The organism is Streptomyces sp. AcH 505 (assembly GCF_000818175.1).
GTDB lineage: Bacteria > Actinomycetota > Actinomycetes > Streptomycetales > Streptomycetaceae > Streptomyces.
In genome coordinates, this window is the sequence record NZ_JTIY01000001.1 from 6,147,792 (window position 1) to 6,164,208 (window position 16,417).

Sequence of the window (16,417 nt, forward strand, 5' to 3'; positions counted from 1 at the left end):
AGCAGTCGTTGTCGCCGGCGTGGGCGACCGCCGTCCAGCCGCCGGGGCCGAGCGACGCGTAGGCGCAGCTGTCGGCGGTGGCGGGCACCGGAGCTGCGAGCAGCCAGAGGAGCGCGGAGGCAGCCAGCAGCCGTCCGACGTGGGATCCGTACACGGGCGAGATATTGGACCCCGTTTTCTCGCGGCGCGCCGATAGTCCGCTGGATTCCCCCAGATAGGGGGATTTGGTGGGCACGAATTCTCGATTCACAAGTTTTTTTCGGCCGCTTTGAACGCTGAGCACCTCGCCGCCCGTACCTAGGGCCATGAACGGCGCACCCGGGCGCTTCAACTAGCTTGCAGACAACGGGAGTTGACATGAACAGCAGGCGGAACGCCTCGCTCGTGGTGGCCGCGGTGGCCGTATTGGCGCTGACGACGGCGTGCGGTCAGGAAAAGGGCACGCAGACCAACGGCCAGTCCGTCGGGGCGGCTCAGCCCGCGGCCGGCGGTTACGGGACCGACAGCGGATACGGCGCCGACACCAAGGCGGAAGCGGCCAAGCCCGCCGGTCAACTCGCCGTCTGGGACAGCGAGAAGCTGGGCAAGGTCGTCACGGACAGCGCTGGATTCACGCTCTACCGGTTCGACAAGGACACGGCGAGCCCGCCCAAGTCGAACTGCGAGGGCGCCTGTGCGACGGCCTGGCCGATCGTCGCGGCCGACGGCGCCGAGGCCGCTCCCGGCGTCGACCCCTCGCTGATCGGCGAGGTCACCAGGGCCGACGGCACCAAGCAACTGACCATCGCCGGCTGGCCGATGTACCGCTACGCCAAGGACACCAACCCCGGCGACGCCACCGGACAGGGGGTGGGCGGTACCTGGTTCGCCGCGGCCCCGGACGGCAAGAAGGCCGCACCGGCCGCCGCCACCGCCGACCTGCCGGGACTCTCCGTCCGCAAGGACCCGAAACTCGGCGACATCATGGTGGACGCGCGGGGAATGACGGTCTATCGGTTCACCAAGGACTCGGCCTGGCCGATGAAGTCGGCCTGCACCGGCGCCTGCCTCGACAAGTGGCCGGTTGTCGCCCCCCTCGACATAAAGGACACGAAGGGGATCATCAAGAAGGGATTCGTGACCTTCAACCGTCCCGACGGACTCAAGCAGCAGAGCGTCGACTGCTGGCCCGTCTATACCTTTGCCGGTGACAAGAAGCCCGGTGATGTCAATGGTCAGGGCGTGGGCGGCACATGGTTCGCCGCCTCCCCCGACGCCAAGCCGGTCGGAGCGCCCAAGTAGTCCCCACGTCGCGCCTCCGGCCCACTGGTCCGCCCTCCTGCCCCCCCCGGCACGAGGGCGGACCGGCCGCATGTGCCAGCGGTGTGTGACCAAGAACGGATCTCTAATTTCCGTTTGGGCTCGCTCTCTTGGCGGTCGATCAGTAGCCTCGCTTCGAACAACCGGCCGCGTCCCGGCCGCAACCCGTGGCGACTTGTTGGAGACATCGATGGAGCGTCCCGCCTGGGCCCCGCGAGGCATCGACATATCGATGCCGAGCGTTTCCCGCATTTACGACTACTATTTGGGCGGTTCGCACAATTTCGAGGTGGACAGGGAAGCCGCGCGGAAGGCAATCGGCTTCCTGCCGGGTCTTCCGGCGATCATGAAGGCGAACCGCGCATTCATGCGCCGCGCCGTGAATTTCGCCCTGGACGACGGCATCACCCAGTTCCTCGACATCGGCTCCGGCATTCCCACCTTCGGAAATGTGCACGAGGTCGCGCAGGCCGCGGAGCCAGCGGCGCGCGTGCTGTACGTCGACCACGACCCGGTCGCCGTCGCACACAGTGAGGCGGTGCTCGCCGAGAACGACAACGCTGTCGTGATGGCCGCAGACCTCCGCAAGCCGCAGCAGATCCTGACCGGCTCCGAGGCCCGGCTGCTGGACCTCGACCGGCCGGTCGCGCTGCTCCTCGTCGCCGTCCTGCACTTCCTGGAGGACGCCGACAAGCCGTACGAGGCCGTCGCCGAGCTGCGCGACGCGCTCGCGCCCGGCAGCCTGCTGATCCTCACGCACGCCTCGTACGAGGGCATCCCCGCCACCGAGGAGCAGGCGGGCGGCGCCGTCGGCGTCTACCGCACCATCCGCAATCCGCTGGTGATGCGCGGCCGGGCGGAGACCGCGCGCTTCTTCGACGGCTTCGACCTGGTCGAACCCGGTCTGGTCGCGATGCCCGAATGGCGGCCCGACACCCCCGTGGCCCAGGCGGATCCGTTCGCCTTCTCGGGCTTCGCCGGGGTTGGGCGCAAGGCGTGATGGTGCCGTCGCAGGCGTCGGGCTCCGCAGAGGACCCGGACGGCCTGGAAGACAGACTCCGCCGGTTCGCGACGATCTGGAGCCGGGCGGTCTTCCCGTCCGCGGCCACGTCGCTGACCCGCCCCGAGTTCGAGAAGCTTCTGCTGCCGCTGGCCCGCGAGTTGAACCTGGCGCTGCACGCGCGCCACTTCGACAACGCGCCGGCGCAGCGGGTGGGCACCGCCCTGGTGACGCTGCACTGCACCGACCCCGAGGCGCTCGCCCGTACGCTCGGCGTCGTCGACTCGTACCTGGTGCTCTACTGCGGCACGGAGGAACTCGGCGCCGAGGAGGGCAGGGCACGCTGCGCCCGGCTGCAGCACGCGCTGGCCGGCGGATTCGCCCAGGCGCTGCGCGAGCGCACCCTCGCCGAGCAGGAGGCCATCGCACGCTCGGCCCTCTCGGCGCGCAGCAGCGCCGAGGAGGCGCTGCACGCCACCCAGGCCCGGTTCCTCGCCGTGTTCGAGGGCGCGGCCATCGGCATCGTCATCGCCGACCTCGAAGGCAATGTGCTGGAGGTCAACGACACCCTCACCAAGATGTTCGGCGGGCTCGAACACCATGTGCGCAGCCGCAACGTCAACCAGTGGGTGCACCCCGAGGACCGCCCCCAGGTCTGGCGGCTGCACGGCGAACTGGTGCGCGGTGAGCGCGAACACTTCCGGGCGGAGAAGCCCTTCTACCGCAACGACGGCACGGTCCTGTGGACCAATCTGACGTTCTCGCTGCTGCGGGACGCCGAGGGGCAGCCGCAGTACCAGTTGGCGCTGCTGGAGGACACCACCGAGCGCAGGCTGCTCAATCTGCGGCTGCGCTACGAGGCGACGCACGACGCGCTGACCGGACTGCCCAACCGGACGCTGTTCTTCGAACGGCTCGACAAGACCCTCGCGGCCCCGGACAACGCGCGCTTCGGGCTCTGCTACCTCGATCTCGACGGCTTCAAGGCCATCAACGACAGCCTCGGCCACTCGTCGGGCGACCGGCTGCTGGTCGAGGTCGCCGACCGGCTGCAGAGCTGCGCGACGGCGCCGGGCGAGATGGTCGCGCGGCTCGGCGGCGACGAGTTCGTCGCCCTGACCACCGGGCCCGACACCCAGACCGAGGTCGCCGACCTGGCATCGCGGATCCTCGGCGCGCTCGCCACCCCGATCCGGCTCGACGGCAGGGAATTCACCGTCCGGGGCAGCATCGGAGTGGTGGAGGGCCTCGCCGCGGAGCACACGGCGGCCGCGGTGCTGCGCAGCGCCGACATCACGATGTACCGGGCCAAGGCGGCGGGCGGCAACCGCTTCGAGCTGGCCGACCCGGAGGCCGACGCCCGCGCCATCACCCGGCACGGACTGACCACCGCGCTGCCGGCCGCGCTGGAGCGCGACGAGTTCTTCATCGAGTACCAGCCGCTGGTACGGCTCGACGACGCCACCGTGCACGGCGCCGAGGCGCTGGTGCGCTGGCACCATCCGCAGCACGGCGTGCTCGCCCCCGACCGCTTCATCGCGCTCGCCGAGCGCACCGGGCTGATCGTGCCGCTCGGCCGCTGGGTGCTGGAACAGTCCGTGCGCCAGGCGATGCTGTGGCAGGACGACCGGCCCGAGGGCGCGGCGCCGGGGCTGCTGACCGTCAACGTCAACCTCTCGCCCACCCAGCTGCACCACCCCGGGCTCGTCGCCGACACGGTGGACATCCTCGAACGCGTCGGGCTGCCGCCGGGCGCGCTCTGCCTGGAGGTCACCGAGTCGGCGCTGATCGGCGCCGACGAGGATCTGCTCAAACCGCTGCGCCAGCTCGCCGAGATGGGCGTGGAGATAGCGCTGGACGACTTCGGCACCGGCTACTCGAACCTGGCGAATCTGCGCCGGCTGCCGGTGAGCGTCCTCAAGCTGGATCGTTCCTTCACACAGGGCATGCAGCAGCATCCGGCCGACGAGGTCGACCTCAAGATCGTGGAGGGCATCGTCTCGCTCGCGCACAGCCTGGATCTGGCCGTGACGGTGGAGGGCGTCGAGACGGGCGCACAGGCGGACCATCTGCGCCGGCTTGGCTGCGACACCGCACAGGGCTGGTACTACGCCCGCCCGGGCCCGCCCAGCCAACTGCACCGGCTGCTGCTGGTGGACGCGGTCTAGGACCTGATCCGAACGACAGGCCCTAGGACTCCGGGTTCCCGGCGGGCCGTGCGGCCTGGGTGGACAGGAGCACGCGCTGCAGTTCCCTGGCGGCGCGTGGCGGTGCCACGTCCGTACGGCGCGCCAGCGCGATCGTACGGCGCAGGCCCGGCCTCGCCAGCGCGGTGACGCGCAGGTCGCGGCCCGCACGGGCCGCGACCATGCTCGGTACGACGGCGACCCCGAGGCCCGCCCGTACGAAGCCCAGGACGGCGTCCATCTCGCCGCCCTCGACGGTGAACGCCGGCTCGAACCCCGCCGCCCGGCAGGCGGCGACGGTCAGCTCGCGCAGGTCGTAGCCGTGCCGGAACATCACCAGCGGCTGGCCCTGCAGATCGGCGATCCTGACCGGCCGCCGCGGCGCCGGGCTCGCCGCCGACGAGACCACGACCAGGTCCTCCTGGAGCAGTTCGACGGTGCTCAGCGCCGGTGAGGGCGTCGGCAGCGGCAGCACCACCAGCGCCAGGTCGAGCGCACCGCGCGCCAGATCACGTACCAGGTCGTGCGAGCCGCTCTCCTCGATCAGCAGCTCGATACCGGGGTGCAGGTCGTGGAAGGTGCGCAGCACCTCGGGCAGCAGGCCTGTGCACAGGCTGGGCGGCGCGCCGAGCCTGACCCGGCCGCGCCGCAGCTGGACCAGCTCCTGCACCTCGTGCCGCGCGGTCTCCGCGTCGGCGAGGATCCGCCGGGCCAGCGGGAGCAGCGCCTCGCCCGCCTCGGTGAGGGAGACGTTGCCGCGCGCCCGGCTGAACAGCTCGGCCCCCAGCTCGTTCTCCAGCGACTTGATCTGCTGGGACAGCGAGGGCTGTGCCACATGGACCCGCTCGGCCGCGTGGGTGAAGTGCCGGGTCTCGGCGACGGCCACGAAGTAGTGAAGCTGATGGAACTGCACGATGACATGATAGGCCCTGCCTATCGACATGAGCCGCACCATGTCTTGGACCTCTTGAGCCGTGGCCTCTAGCGTCATGCACATGGCTCTGGCAACGCGGACGGACAAACGGCCGTCCCTGCCCCGCACCCTGTGGGGATCGACGGTCGGCAAGAAGACGATCATGGCGGTGAGCGGGCTTGTCATGCTCGGCTACCTGGTCGTCCACATGTACGGCAACCTCAAGATCTTCTTCGGCCTCGACAGCTTCAACAGCTACGCGCACTGGCTGCGGACCATGGGCGAGCCGCTGCTGCACTACTCCTGGGCCCTGTGGATCGTCCGCGTGGGACTTGTCGCCGCCGTCGTCCTGCACGGCGTCTGCGCCTACCAGCTCAGCCGCCGCGACCTCGCGGCGCGGCCGGTGAAGTACGCGCACAAGCGGCAGCGCACGAGCTACGCGACCCGCACCATGCGCTGGGGCGGGATCATCCTGGCCCTGTTCATCGTCTGGCACATCCTCGACCTGACGACCGGGACCGTGCACTCGGGCGGCTTCCAGGAGGGCCACCCGTACGAGAACGTCGTGGACACCTTCTCCCGCTGGTGGAACGACGTCATCTACATCGTCGCGATGCTCGCCCTCGGGCTGCACATCCAGCACGGCTTCTGGAGCGCGGCGCAGACGCTCGGCGTCGGCAGCCCCACCAGGGAGCGCGTGCTCAAGGCCACGGCCAACCTGCTGGCGCTGGTGCTGACCGCGGGCTTCATAGTCGTGCCCGTCTCCGTGATGACCGGACTGGTGAACTGAAATGAACGCACCGAGCGAACCGAACGAACCCAACGACTTCACCGAGTACACCACCGGAGAGCCCGTCGCGGACACCAAGGCCCCCGAAGGCCCGGTCGCCGAGCGCTGGAACCGGCGCCGCTTCGAGGCCAAGCTGGTCAACCCCGCCAACCGCCGCAAGCACACCGTGATCGTCGTCGGCACCGGACTGGCCGGCGGGGCCGCCGGCGCCACCCTCGCCGAACAGGGCTACCACGTCGTCCAGTTCTGCTACCAGGACTCCCCGCGCCGGGCCCACTCCATCGCCGCGCAGGGCGGCATCAACGCCGCCAAGAACTACCGCAACGACGGGGACTCCATCCAGCGGCTGTTCTACGACACCGTCAAGGGCGGCGACTTCCGCTCCCGTGAGTCCAACGTGCACCGGCTCGCCGAGGTCTCCGTCGAGATCATCGACCAGTGTGTCGCCCAGGGCGTGCCCTTCGCGCGTGAGTACGGCGGCCTCCTCGACACCCGCTCGTTCGGCGGCGTCCAGGTCTCGCGTACGTTCTACGCGCGCGGTCAGACAGGCCAGCAGCTGCTCCTCGGCGCCTACCAGGCGCTGTCCCGGCAGATCGCCGCCGGCGGGGTCGAGATGCATCCGCGCACCGAGATGCTCGACCTGATCGTCGTGGACGGCCGGGCCAGGGGCATCGTCGCCCGCGACCTGATCACCGGCAAGGTCTCCACGCACTTCGCCGACGCCGTGGTGCTCGCCTCCGGCGGCTACGGCAACGTCTTCTACCTCTCGACCAACGCCAAGAACAGCAACGCGACCGCGGTCTGGCGGGCCCACCGGCGCGGCGCCTACTTCGCCAACCCCTGCTTCACCCAGATCCACCCCACCTGCATCCCCCGCTCCGGCGAGCACCAGTCCAAGCTGACCCTGATGAGCGAGTCGCTGCGCAACGACGGCCGGATCTGGGTGCCGAAGGCGCGCGGCGACGCCCGGCCGCCCGCCGAGATCCCCGAGGACGAGCGCGACTACTACCTGGAGCGGATCTACCCGTCCTTCGGCAACCTCGTCCCGCGCGACATCGCCTCACGTGCCGCGAAGAACGTCTGCGACGAGGGCCGCGGCGTCGGTCCCGGCGCCCAGGGCGTCTACCTCGACTTCGCCGACGCCATCGGCCGGCTCGGCCGCAAGGCCGTCGAGGAGAAGTACGGCAACCTCTTCGAGATGTACGAGCGGATCACCGCGGAGGACCCGTACGAGGTGCCCATGCGCATCTACCCGGCGATCCACTACACGATGGGCGGCCTGTGGGTCGACTACGACCTGCAGACCACCCTGCCGGGGCTGTTCGCGATCGGCGAGGCCAACTTCTCCGACCACGGCGCCAACCGGCTCGGCGCCTCCGCGCTGATGCAGGGCCTCGCCGACGGCTACTTCGTCCTGCCCGCGACGCTCAACGACTACCTGGCGCGCAACCCGCACCTCGACCCCGTCGACCACACGCACCCGGCCGTCGAGGAGGCCGTCGCCGACACCGAGGACCGGCTGCGGCTGCTGCTCGCCGTCGACGGCGACCGCACCCCCGACTCCTTCCACAAGGAGATCGGCGAACTCCTCTGGGAGTACTGCGGGATGGCCCGCACGGAGGACGGGCTGCGCAAGGCGCTCGACCGGATCCCGCAGATCCGCGAGGAGTTCTGGCGCCGGATCAAGGTGCCGGGCACCGGCGAGGAGCTGAACCAGTCGCTGGAGAAGGCCAACCGCATCGTCGACTACCTGGAACTGGCCGAGCTGATCTGCCTCGACGCGCTGCACCGCGCCGAGTCCTGCGGCGGCCACTTCCGCGAGGAGTCACAGACCGAGGGCGGTGAAGCGGCCCGCCGCGACGAGGAGTTCTCGTACGCGGCCGCCTGGGAGTACCACGGCACCGGCGTGGCCCCCGTCCTGCACAAGGAAGACCTCGTCTTCGAGTACGTCCACCCCACTCAGCGGAGCTACGCATGAAGCTCACCCTGCGCGTCTGGCGTCAGCGCGACGCGGCGGCGCCCGGCGCGATGGTCACCTACGCCATCGACGGCATCTCCGAGGACATGTCGTTCCTGGAGATGCTCGACACCCTCAACGAGGAACTCATCCTCAAGGGCGACCAGCCGGTCGCCTTCGACCACGACTGCCGCGAGGGCATCTGCGGCGCCTGCGGTGTCGTCATCAACGGCGACGCCCACGGCCCCGAGCGCACCACCACCTGCCAGCTGCACATGCGCCACTTCAATGACGGCGACACCATCGACGTCGAACCGTGGCGGGCCGGGGCCTTCCCCGTCGTCAAGGACCTCGTGGTGGACCGCTCGGCGTTCGACCGGATCATCGGCTCCGGCGGTTACATCACCGCGCCCACCGGCGCGGCCCCCGAGGCACACGCCACGCAAGTGCCCAAGCCGGACGCGGACTTCGCCTTCGAGCACGCCGAGTGCATCGGCTGCGGCGCGTGTGTGGCCGCCTGCCCCAACGGCTCGGCGATGCTCTTCACCTCGGCGAAGATCAACCACCTCAACGTGCTGCCGCAGGGCGGGCCCGAGCGTGAGACCCGGGTGCTCGACATGGTCGCGACCATGGACGACGAGGGCTTCGGCGGCTGCACCCTGGCCGGCGAATGCGCCACGGCCTGCCCCAAGGGCATCCCGCTGATGTCGATCACGTCGATGAACAAGGAGTGGCTGCGCGCCAACCGCAAGGTCGCCCGCTGACGCCCGCCCGCTGACGCCCGCCGGCCGACGCGGGCCCGCTAACGCAGCCCGCGCAGCTCCGCCAGCCGGCGGTACGAGTCGAGGAGCGCGTCCCCGTCGTACGTGCTGGTCGTGACCAGGAACTCGTCGGCCCCGGTGCGCGCCAGCAGCTTGTCGAGAGCGGCGGACACCTCGTCGGCCGTGCCGTACAGCTGGCCGTCCCGCGCCTCCTCGAACAGCGTGCGCTCCCGCGCGGTCATCGGGGTGTCCAGGACCGTGTCGACGGGGACGAGCGGCGGGAACGCGCCATGGGTGCGGGAGTACGCCGTGGACCACGCCTCGGGCAGCAGCAGCCTGCGGGCCTCCTCCGTGGTGGCGCCGACCGCCACGGTGCCCGAGACGACCACGTAGGGCCGCTCGCCCCAGGCGGAGGGCCGGAACCGCTCGCGGTACCCCTCGATGGCCCGGACCATGGCGTCCTCACCCCGTACGGCGGCGATGACCAGCGGCAGCCCGGCCTCGGCGGCCACCTGGGCGCCCTTCCCCGTGGCCAGCACGAACGCGGGCACCCGCAGTCCCTCGGCCGGATGGGCGTGCACCTGCGGATGGGCGCCCTGCTCACCGGTGAAATAGCCCAGCAGCTCGGCGAGCTGCCGGGGGAAGTCGTCCGCGTCCTGCTTGTCCCGGCCCAGCGCCTTGCGTATCCCGTCGGTGAATCCGACGGACCGGCCCAGGCCCATGTCGATCCGGCCGGGGAACAGCGACTCCAGCACCCCGAACTGCTCGGCGACGACGAGTGGCTGGTGGTTGGGCAGCATCACCCCGCCGGTGCCGACCCGGATCGTGCCGGTCGCCGCCGCAACGGCCGCGGCGAGCACGGTGGGCGCCGACCCGGCGACGCCCGGCACGCTGTGGTGCTCGGAGACCCAGAAGCGGTGGTAGCCCAGCTCCTCGATCCGCCCGGCGAACCGCACGGTGTCGCGCAGCACCCGAGGACCGTCCCGGCCCTGCCGGGTCCGGGAGCGGTCCAGTACGGAGAACGGGATGCCGGCCGTGATACTCACCCTCAGTCCAACGCTCCTGGCCCGGCGGGATTCCCGGCCGGGCCAGGACCCGGCCTCACTCGCCGTCGTCGAGGCGGAAGCCGACCTTGAGACCCACCTGGTAGTGGTCGACCTCGCCGTCGACGATGTGACCGCGTACCTCCGTCACCTCGAACCAGTCGAGGCCGCGCAGCGTCTGCGACGCGCGGCTGATGCCGTTGCGAATGGCCTTGTCGACGCCTTCGGGGGAGGTGCCGACGATCTCGGTGACCCGGTAGGTGTGCTCAGACATGGGCTGTACTCCACTTCGTCGCGACGTACGGGTGTGACGGGTGTCCACTCCACCGTGCCGCACACCCCGGCGGTCCGCGATGCGGACACCGTCGTGTGATCTGCGTCATGGATTCGGCCTGCGGATTCGGCCTTCCCTGCCGGTCGTACCTCATCCGATCGGATGTTCCTATCTCCCGGACATATGTAAGTCACACGCAAGGGATAGATTGCATGCATAGACCATCAGTCTTCGACTGTGGTCGGCCGGGAGCAGGGCGTACGCGAAGGAGCAAGGGCAATTGTGGGCATAACTCACCAGAGCGCCGCGAAGTCACCGCGGACCGACGGCCCAGGAGAGCACTACAAATGGATCGCGCTGTCGAACACCACCCTCGGTGTCCTGATGGTGATGATCAACCAGTCGATCGTCCTGATCGCACTGCCTGACATCTTCCGCGGTATCCATCTGGATCCGCTGGACTCGGCGAACACCAGCTATCTGCTGTGGATGCTGATGGGCTTCATGGTCGTCACGGCCGTGCTCGTCGTGACGTTCGGCAGGCTCGGCGACATGTTCGGCCGGGTCCGCATGTACAACATGGGCTTCGCCGTCTTCACCCTCTGTTCCATCGCCCTCTCGCTGACCTACTTCGACGGCAGCGCCGGCGCCCTGTGGCTGATCGGCTGGCGCATCGCCCAGGGCATCGGCGGCGCGCTGCTCTTCGCCAACTCCACGGCGATCCTGACCGACGCCTTCCCCACGCACCAGCGGGGTACGGCGCTCGGCATCAACTCCATCGCCGCCATCGCGGGATCGTTCATCGGACTGATCCTCGGCGGCGTGCTGGCCCCGGTCAGCTGGAAGCTGATCTTCCTGGTCTCGGTGCCGTTCGGCATCTTCGGCACCATCTGGGCGTACATGAAGCTGCACGACACGGGCGCGCGCTTCAAGGCCAAGATGGACTGGTGGGGGAACATCACCTTCGCCGTCGGCCTGATCGCCGTCCTCGTCGGCATCACGTACGGCATCCAGCCCTACGGCTCGTCCACGATGGGCTGGCTGAACCCGATGGTGCTCGCCGCCCTGATCGGCGGCGTCGTGGTGCTCGGCATCTTCGTCTGGATCGAGATGAAGGTGGCGGAGCCGCTCTTCCGGCTCTCGCTGTTCAAGCTGCGCGCCTTCACCGCGGGGAACATCGCCAGCCTGCTGATGGCGCTCGGCCGTGGTGGTCTGCAGTTCATGCTGATCATGTGGCTCCAGGGGATCTGGCTGCCGCTGCACGGCTACAGCTTCGAGAAGACCCCGCTGTGGGCCGGCATCTACATGATCCCGCTGACCGTCGGCTTCCTGCTGTCGGCGCCGCTCTCCGGATGGCTCTCCGACCGGTTCGGGGCCCGGATGTTCACCGTCGTCGGCGCGCTGATCACCGGCGCCGGGTTCGTGGCGCTGATGGAGCTGCCGACCGACTTCAACTACTGGATCTTCGCGGTCCTGCTGTTCGTCAACGGCCTCGGCTCGGGGCTGTTCTCCTCGCCGAACCGCGCCGAGATCATGAACGCGCTGCCCGCCAGGTCGCGCGGGGTCGGCGCCGGGATGACGGCGACCTTCCAGAACTCGTCGTCCGTGCTGTCCATCGGCATCTTCTTCAGCCTGATGATCGTCGGCCTGTCCAGCAACCTGCCGAGCGCGATGCACGACGGGCTGCTCGCCCAGGGGGTGCCGGAGAGTGTCGCGCAGAACGTCTCCCATCTGCCGCCGATCGCCGTGCTGTTCGCCGCGTTCCTCGGCTACAACCCGTTCAAGGAGCTGCTGGGGGACCAGCTGTCCAAGCTGCCCGACGGCGGCGCGAAGGTCACCGGCAAGGAGTTCTTCCCGCATCTGATCTCGGGCCCCTTCCACCAGGGCCTGGTCATCGCCTTCTGGTTCGCGGTGGCCGCCTGTGTGGTCGCCGCCGTGTCCTCGCTGCTGACGGGCCCGCTGGGCCGCAAGCACACCGTGATCGCCCCCGAGTCCCTGGGCTCGGAACTGGCCGCGGTCTCCGGCGAGTCGGGACTCACGCTGTCCGAACTGGTCGTGCCCGACGAGGGCGGCCCGGTGAGCGGCGACGGACCGGCCCCCGCCAGGCAGCCGCAGGACTGACCGGACCGGCTTCCCCGACGACGCCTGCTGACCCGCTCACCGCGGGTCAGTAGGCGTCTCCCGTGGTGGACGAGGTGATGATCCCGTCGTGCGCGAAGTCGCCCGGCGGGATGCCCGGGTGGTGGCCGCCGGTACGGGGGCGCGGGGCGGGGCTGCCGAGCGCCAGCCGCGAGACGATGCGGTAGCGGTCGCCGCGGTAGAGCGAGTGCACGTACTCCACGGGCCGGCCCGAGGTGTCCAGGGTCAGCCGCTCGATGAGCAGCGCGGGGGAGAGCACCGGTACATCCAGCACGGCCGCCTCCGCCTCGTTGACCACGGTCGGCTCGATCGACTGGGTGGCCTCGTGCACGGAGAGCTGGTGGTGCTCGCGCAGATGGTCGTAGAGATCACCGGCCTCCAGCTCCTGCGGGGTGAGCGCGGGGGCCAGCTCGGCGGGGATGTGCAGATGCTCGATCGCGATGGGCGCGCCGTCGACCAGCCGCAGCCGGGCGATGTAGATCAGCTCGGCGGCCGGCGACACGCGTAGCTTGCGGCCGATCCTGGCGCCGGCCTGGATCGTGGCCCGCTCCAGGATCCGGCTCGACCAGGCGCCCGAGGCGCGCGGGACGACGAACGCCGTGTCGTCCGAGGTGAGTTCCTGGGTGATCTTGGCGGGCGCGACGAACATGCCGCGGCCGTGTTCCCGTACGAGCTGCCCCGTGGCGACGAGTTCGTCCACGGCCATCCGCAACGTGGGCCGCGACACACCGAGTTCGGCGCAGAGCGTGCGTTCGGACGGGATCGCGTCCCCCGGGCTGCCGGCCTCGATCAGGCCGAGCAGATGCTCCCGTACCCGCTCCCGCTTGAGCACGCCACCACCCGACGAGCCACTCCCCATGGATTTGACCTCTCCTGCTTCTGGCGGGCTGTGCCGCGCTACGGCGATCCTAACTGGTCAACTGGTAAGTGTCATGGTAACCGGCACGTACCGCCCATGTGACGACGAAGGTCAATGTTTTCAAGGGTCTTGACGGCAACATTGGTCCATGCCACCTTCTGGTCACGCGCTTTACCACTTGACCAATTGGTCAGTATCCCATTGGGGTGGTCCGTGAAGATCCGCTTCATCGCCGGTTCCGCAGCACTCGCGGCGACCCTGGCACTCAGCGCCTGCAGTTCGTCCTCCGGCACGTCGGCGGGACCGCAGAAACTCACCGTCTGGATCATGAAGGACAGCGTCACCGACGCCTTCCTCCACCGTTTCGAACAGGACTTCGCCAAGACCCACAAGGACATCGACCTGGACATCCAGATCCAGGAGTGGGACGGCATAGGCGAGAAGGTCACCGCCGCCCTGGCCAGCAAGGACGCCCCCGACGTCATGGAGGTGGGCAACACCCAGGTGGCCCAGTACGCGGCCAGCGGCGGCGTCGAGGACCTCACGGACCGCACCGAGGACCTGTCCGGCGCCGACTGGCTGCCGGGGCTCGCGGGGCCGGGGAAGATCGACGGCAAGCAGTACGGCATCCCCTGGTACGCGGCGAACCGGGTCGTCGTCTACAACAAGGACCTCTTCGCCCAGGCCGGCATCACCGCGCCGCCCACCACCCACGCCGCCTGGCTCGCCGACACCGCGAAGCTCAACAAGGGCGCCACGCAGGGCATTTACCTACCCGGGCAGAACTGGTACACCCTGGCCGGCTTCATCTGGGACGAGGGCGGCGACCTCGCCACCCGTACCGGCGGCAGCTGGAAGGGCACCCTCGACACCCCCCAGGCGCTGGCCGGCATGGACTTCTACCGGCGCCTCCAGGCGCTCGGCAAGGGGCCCAAGGACTCCGACGAGGCCAAACCGCCGCAGGCCGAGGTGTTCGCCAAGGGCGACGTCGCCCAGATCATCTCCGTCCCCGGCGGGGCCAAGCTCATCGAGGAGACCAACCCCGCGCTCAAGGGGAAGATCGGCTTCTTCCCGATACCGGGCAAGGAGGCCGGCACCCCCGGCTCCGTCTTCACCGGCGGCTCCGACCTCGTCGTCCCCGAGGCCTCGGCCCACCACGACGCCGCCTACCAGGTGGTCAAGGCGCTCACCGGCGACAAGTGGCAGACGGACATGGCCAGGACCATGAGTTACGTCCCCAACAGGACCTCGCTCGCCAAGGCCGTCCAGGGCGACCCGGGTACGGCCGCGATGGCGGCGGGCGCCGCACGCGGCCGGGCCACCCCCAACTCGCCCCAGTGGGCGGCCGTCGAGGCCACCAACCCGATCAAGCAGTACATGACGGCGGTGCTCACGGGCAGCGACCCCGCCGAGGCGGCGAAGACCGCCTCGACCAGCATCACCAAGACGCTCGGCTCATGACGGCGGCCCCCAGGGCCGTACGCGGGGCGCTCTGGCCGTATCTGCTGATCGCCCCCACCGTGCTCGGCGCCGCCTACCTCCTCGCGTATCCGCTCGTCCGCAACCTGGTCATCTCCTTCCAGCACTACGGCCTCGGCGAACTCATCAGGGGCGGCGCCTCGTTCGCCGGGCTCGCCAACTACCGGGAGATCCTGGACGACGACGAGTTCTGGGAGGTGGTGCGGCGGACCTTCTGGTGGACCGGGATCAATGTCGTCCTGATCATGGTGCTGGCCACCGGAGTCGCGCTGCTGCTCCAGCACCTCGGGCGCAGGATGCGGCTGCTGGTGATGTGCGGTCTGGTCCTCGCCTGGGCCAGCCCCGTCATCGCCACCACGACCGTCTTCCAGTGGCTGTTCGCGTCCCGGCTCGGAGTGGTCAACTGGCTGCTCGTCCAGCTCGGCTTCGACTCGTACGAGAACTACTCCTGGTTCGCCGACGGCAGTGCGACCTTCACCATCCTGGTCACCCTCGTCGTCTGGCAGTCCGTGCCGTTCGCCGCCATCACCCTGCACGCCGCGCTGCTGACCGTACCCGCCGAGCTGTACGAGTCGGCCCGCATCGACGGCGCGGGCGCCGCCCGGATCTTCCGCTCCGTCACCCTGCCCATGCTGCGGCCCCTCTTCGGGCTCGTGCTGTGCCTCGAAGTCATCTGGGTCTTCCGCTGCTTCGCCCAGATCTGGGCCATCAGCAAGGGCGGCCCCGGCGACGCCACGACCACCCTGCCCGTCTACGCCTACCGCGTCGCCCAGTCCCTGCACCGCTACGACCTGTCGGCCGCCGCCTCCACCATCACCGTGGTGCTGCTCGTCGCCGTCCTCGTCGTCTACTTCCGGCAGATGTTCCGGCAGGAGGCAGAAGCATGATCCGCCGCCGCACCCGCCGGCTGCCGCTCAACGCGGTGGCGCTGCTGGTCTTCGTCTGCTCGGTCTTCCCCGTCTACTGGATGGTGCTGACCGCGTTCAAGCCGACCGTCGACATCCAGTCCGAGACCCCCGTCTTCCTGCCCACCTCGCTCACCCTCGACCACTTCGACAAGGCCGTGCACGCCGACGGGTTCTGGCTGTTCTGGCGCAACAGCCTGCTGGTGACCGGCTGTTGTGTGATCCTCGCGCTGATCGTCGCCCTCGGCGCCGCCTTCGCCGTCGCCCGGCTGCGCTGGCGGGGCCGCAGGGGCTTCATCCTGATGGTCTTCATCGCGCAAGTCGCGCCCTGGGAAGCGCTGCTGATCCCGATGTACATCATCGCCAGGGACACGGACATGCTCGACAAGCTGTCCATGCTCACCCTGATCTACTTCATGATCACGCTGCCCTTCACCATCGTCACACTGCGCGGCTTCCTCACCGCCATCCCGGTGGAGCTGGAGGAGGCCGCCCAGGTCGACGGCTGCACCCGCGCCGACGCCTTCCGCCGGATCACCCTCCCACTGCTCGCACCCGGGCTGCTGGCCACCTCGCTCTTCGGCTTCATCACCGCCTGGAACGAGTTCGCCTTCGCCAACATGCTGATCATCAAGAACCAGGACGACCGCACCCTGCCGGTGTGGCTGTCGTCCTTCTCCAACGTGTTCGGCACCGACTGGGGCGCCACCATGGCCGCCTCCACCCTCTTCGCCCTGCCCGTGCTGGCCCTCTTCCTGGTGCTCCAGGGCCGGGTCGCCACCGGGATGACCAGCGGCGCCGTCAAGGGATAG

At 69.5% G+C, this 16,417-nt stretch carries 15 protein-coding genes; 10 read left to right on the plus strand and 5 right to left on the minus strand.

What is annotated here, in order from left to right; genetic code table 11:
* The first annotated feature begins 357 nt into the window (after positions 1-357).
* From HY68_RS27385 to HY68_RS27395, 3 genes are all read left to right on the plus strand, one after another.
* Complete coding sequence (locus tag HY68_RS27385) at positions 358-1,281, plus strand: SCO0930 family lipoprotein (RefSeq protein ID WP_041993684.1); 924 nt, start codon at positions 358-360, stop codon at positions 1,279-1,281.
* Between the two features lie 208 nt (positions 1,282-1,489).
* Positions 1,490-2,299 carry an SAM-dependent methyltransferase gene (locus tag HY68_RS27390; RefSeq protein ID WP_041993687.1) on the plus strand — a complete coding sequence of 270 codons (810 nt, stop codon included), beginning with the start codon at positions 1,490-1,492 and terminating at the stop codon, positions 2,297-2,299.
* A complete protein-coding gene (locus HY68_RS27395) occupies positions 2,296-4,467 on the plus strand; it encodes an EAL domain-containing protein (RefSeq protein WP_041993689.1) in 2,172 nt (723 codons plus the stop codon). Before HY68_RS27390 ends, HY68_RS27395 begins: the two co-directional genes overlap by 4 nt.
* Before the next feature lie 22 nt (positions 4,468-4,489).
* Here HY68_RS27395 and HY68_RS27400 read toward each other — a convergent pair whose 3' ends face one another.
* Positions 4,490-5,398, minus strand: a complete 909-nt coding sequence (locus HY68_RS27400) for a LysR family transcriptional regulator (protein WP_241778797.1) — start codon at positions 5,396-5,398, stop codon at positions 4,490-4,492.
* A gap of 82 nt (positions 5,399-5,480) precedes the next feature.
* Here HY68_RS27400 and HY68_RS27405 point away from each other — a divergent pair, with 82 nt between their 5' ends.
* Genes HY68_RS27405 through HY68_RS27415 form a run of 3 tightly spaced genes read left to right on the plus strand, consistent with a single transcriptional unit; the run spans position 5,481 to position 8,909 of the window.
* Positions 5,481-6,188 carry a succinate dehydrogenase cytochrome b subunit gene (locus HY68_RS27405; RefSeq protein ID WP_041997309.1) on the plus strand — a complete coding sequence of 236 codons (708 nt, stop codon included), beginning with the start codon at positions 5,481-5,483 and terminating at the stop codon, positions 6,186-6,188.
* A gap of 1 nt (position 6,189) precedes the next feature.
* Positions 6,190-8,166, plus strand: a complete 1,977-nt coding sequence (locus tag HY68_RS27410; RefSeq protein ID WP_041993695.1) for a fumarate reductase/succinate dehydrogenase flavoprotein subunit — start codon at positions 6,190-6,192, stop codon at positions 8,164-8,166.
* On the plus strand, positions 8,163-8,909 hold the full coding sequence (locus HY68_RS27415) for a succinate dehydrogenase/fumarate reductase iron-sulfur subunit (RefSeq protein ID WP_041993698.1): 747 nt from the start codon (positions 8,163-8,165) through the stop codon (positions 8,907-8,909). Before HY68_RS27410 ends, HY68_RS27415 begins: the two co-directional genes overlap by 4 nt.
* 38 nt (positions 8,910-8,947) lie before the next feature.
* Here HY68_RS27415 and HY68_RS27420 read toward each other — a convergent pair whose 3' ends face one another.
* Entirely contained in the window at positions 8,948-9,952 is a 1,005-nt protein-coding gene (locus HY68_RS27420) for an LLM class flavin-dependent oxidoreductase (protein ID WP_041993701.1), read from the minus strand.
* A gap of 55 nt (positions 9,953-10,007) precedes the next feature.
* Positions 10,008-10,223 carry a dodecin gene (locus HY68_RS27425; protein ID WP_041993704.1) on the minus strand — a complete coding sequence of 72 codons (216 nt, stop codon included), beginning with the start codon at positions 10,221-10,223 and terminating at the stop codon, positions 10,008-10,010.
* Between the two features lie 282 nt (positions 10,224-10,505).
* Between HY68_RS27425 and HY68_RS27430 the strand changes: the two genes are divergently transcribed.
* Positions 10,506-12,344, plus strand: a complete 1,839-nt coding sequence (locus tag HY68_RS27430; protein WP_041993707.1) for an MFS transporter — start codon at positions 10,506-10,508, stop codon at positions 12,342-12,344.
* Positions 12,345-12,390: 46 nt separating this feature from the next.
* Here HY68_RS27430 and HY68_RS27435 read toward each other — a convergent pair whose 3' ends face one another.
* Together HY68_RS27435 and HY68_RS45575 are read right to left on the minus strand one after the other, a co-directional pair.
* Entirely contained in the window at positions 12,391-13,221 is an 831-nt protein-coding gene (locus tag HY68_RS27435) for a GntR family transcriptional regulator (RefSeq protein ID WP_041993710.1), read from the minus strand.
* A 71-nt stretch (positions 13,222-13,292) separates the two neighbouring features.
* Positions 13,293-13,565: a hypothetical protein gene (locus HY68_RS45575; RefSeq protein WP_241778696.1), complete on the minus strand. Its 273-nt coding sequence runs from the start codon at positions 13,563-13,565 to the stop codon at positions 13,293-13,295.
* On the opposite strand from HY68_RS45575, the gene HY68_RS27440 reads away from it, so the two are divergent.
* The 3 genes from HY68_RS27440 to HY68_RS27450 are packed head-to-tail and all read left to right on the plus strand — an operon-like array spanning position 13,549 to position 16,417.
* Positions 13,549-14,682: an extracellular solute-binding protein gene (locus HY68_RS27440; protein WP_241778697.1), complete on the plus strand. Its 1,134-nt coding sequence runs from the start codon at positions 13,549-13,551 to the stop codon at positions 14,680-14,682. The two genes, HY68_RS45575 and HY68_RS27440, sit on opposite strands and share 17 nt — an antisense overlap.
* Positions 14,679-15,587: a sugar ABC transporter permease gene (locus tag HY68_RS27445; protein ID WP_107070134.1), complete on the plus strand. Its 909-nt coding sequence runs from the start codon at positions 14,679-14,681 to the stop codon at positions 15,585-15,587. Before HY68_RS27440 ends, HY68_RS27445 begins: the two co-directional genes overlap by 4 nt.
* On the plus strand, positions 15,584-16,417 hold the full coding sequence (locus tag HY68_RS27450) for a carbohydrate ABC transporter permease (protein WP_041993716.1): 834 nt from the start codon (positions 15,584-15,586) through the stop codon (positions 16,415-16,417). Before HY68_RS27445 ends, HY68_RS27450 begins: the two co-directional genes overlap by 4 nt.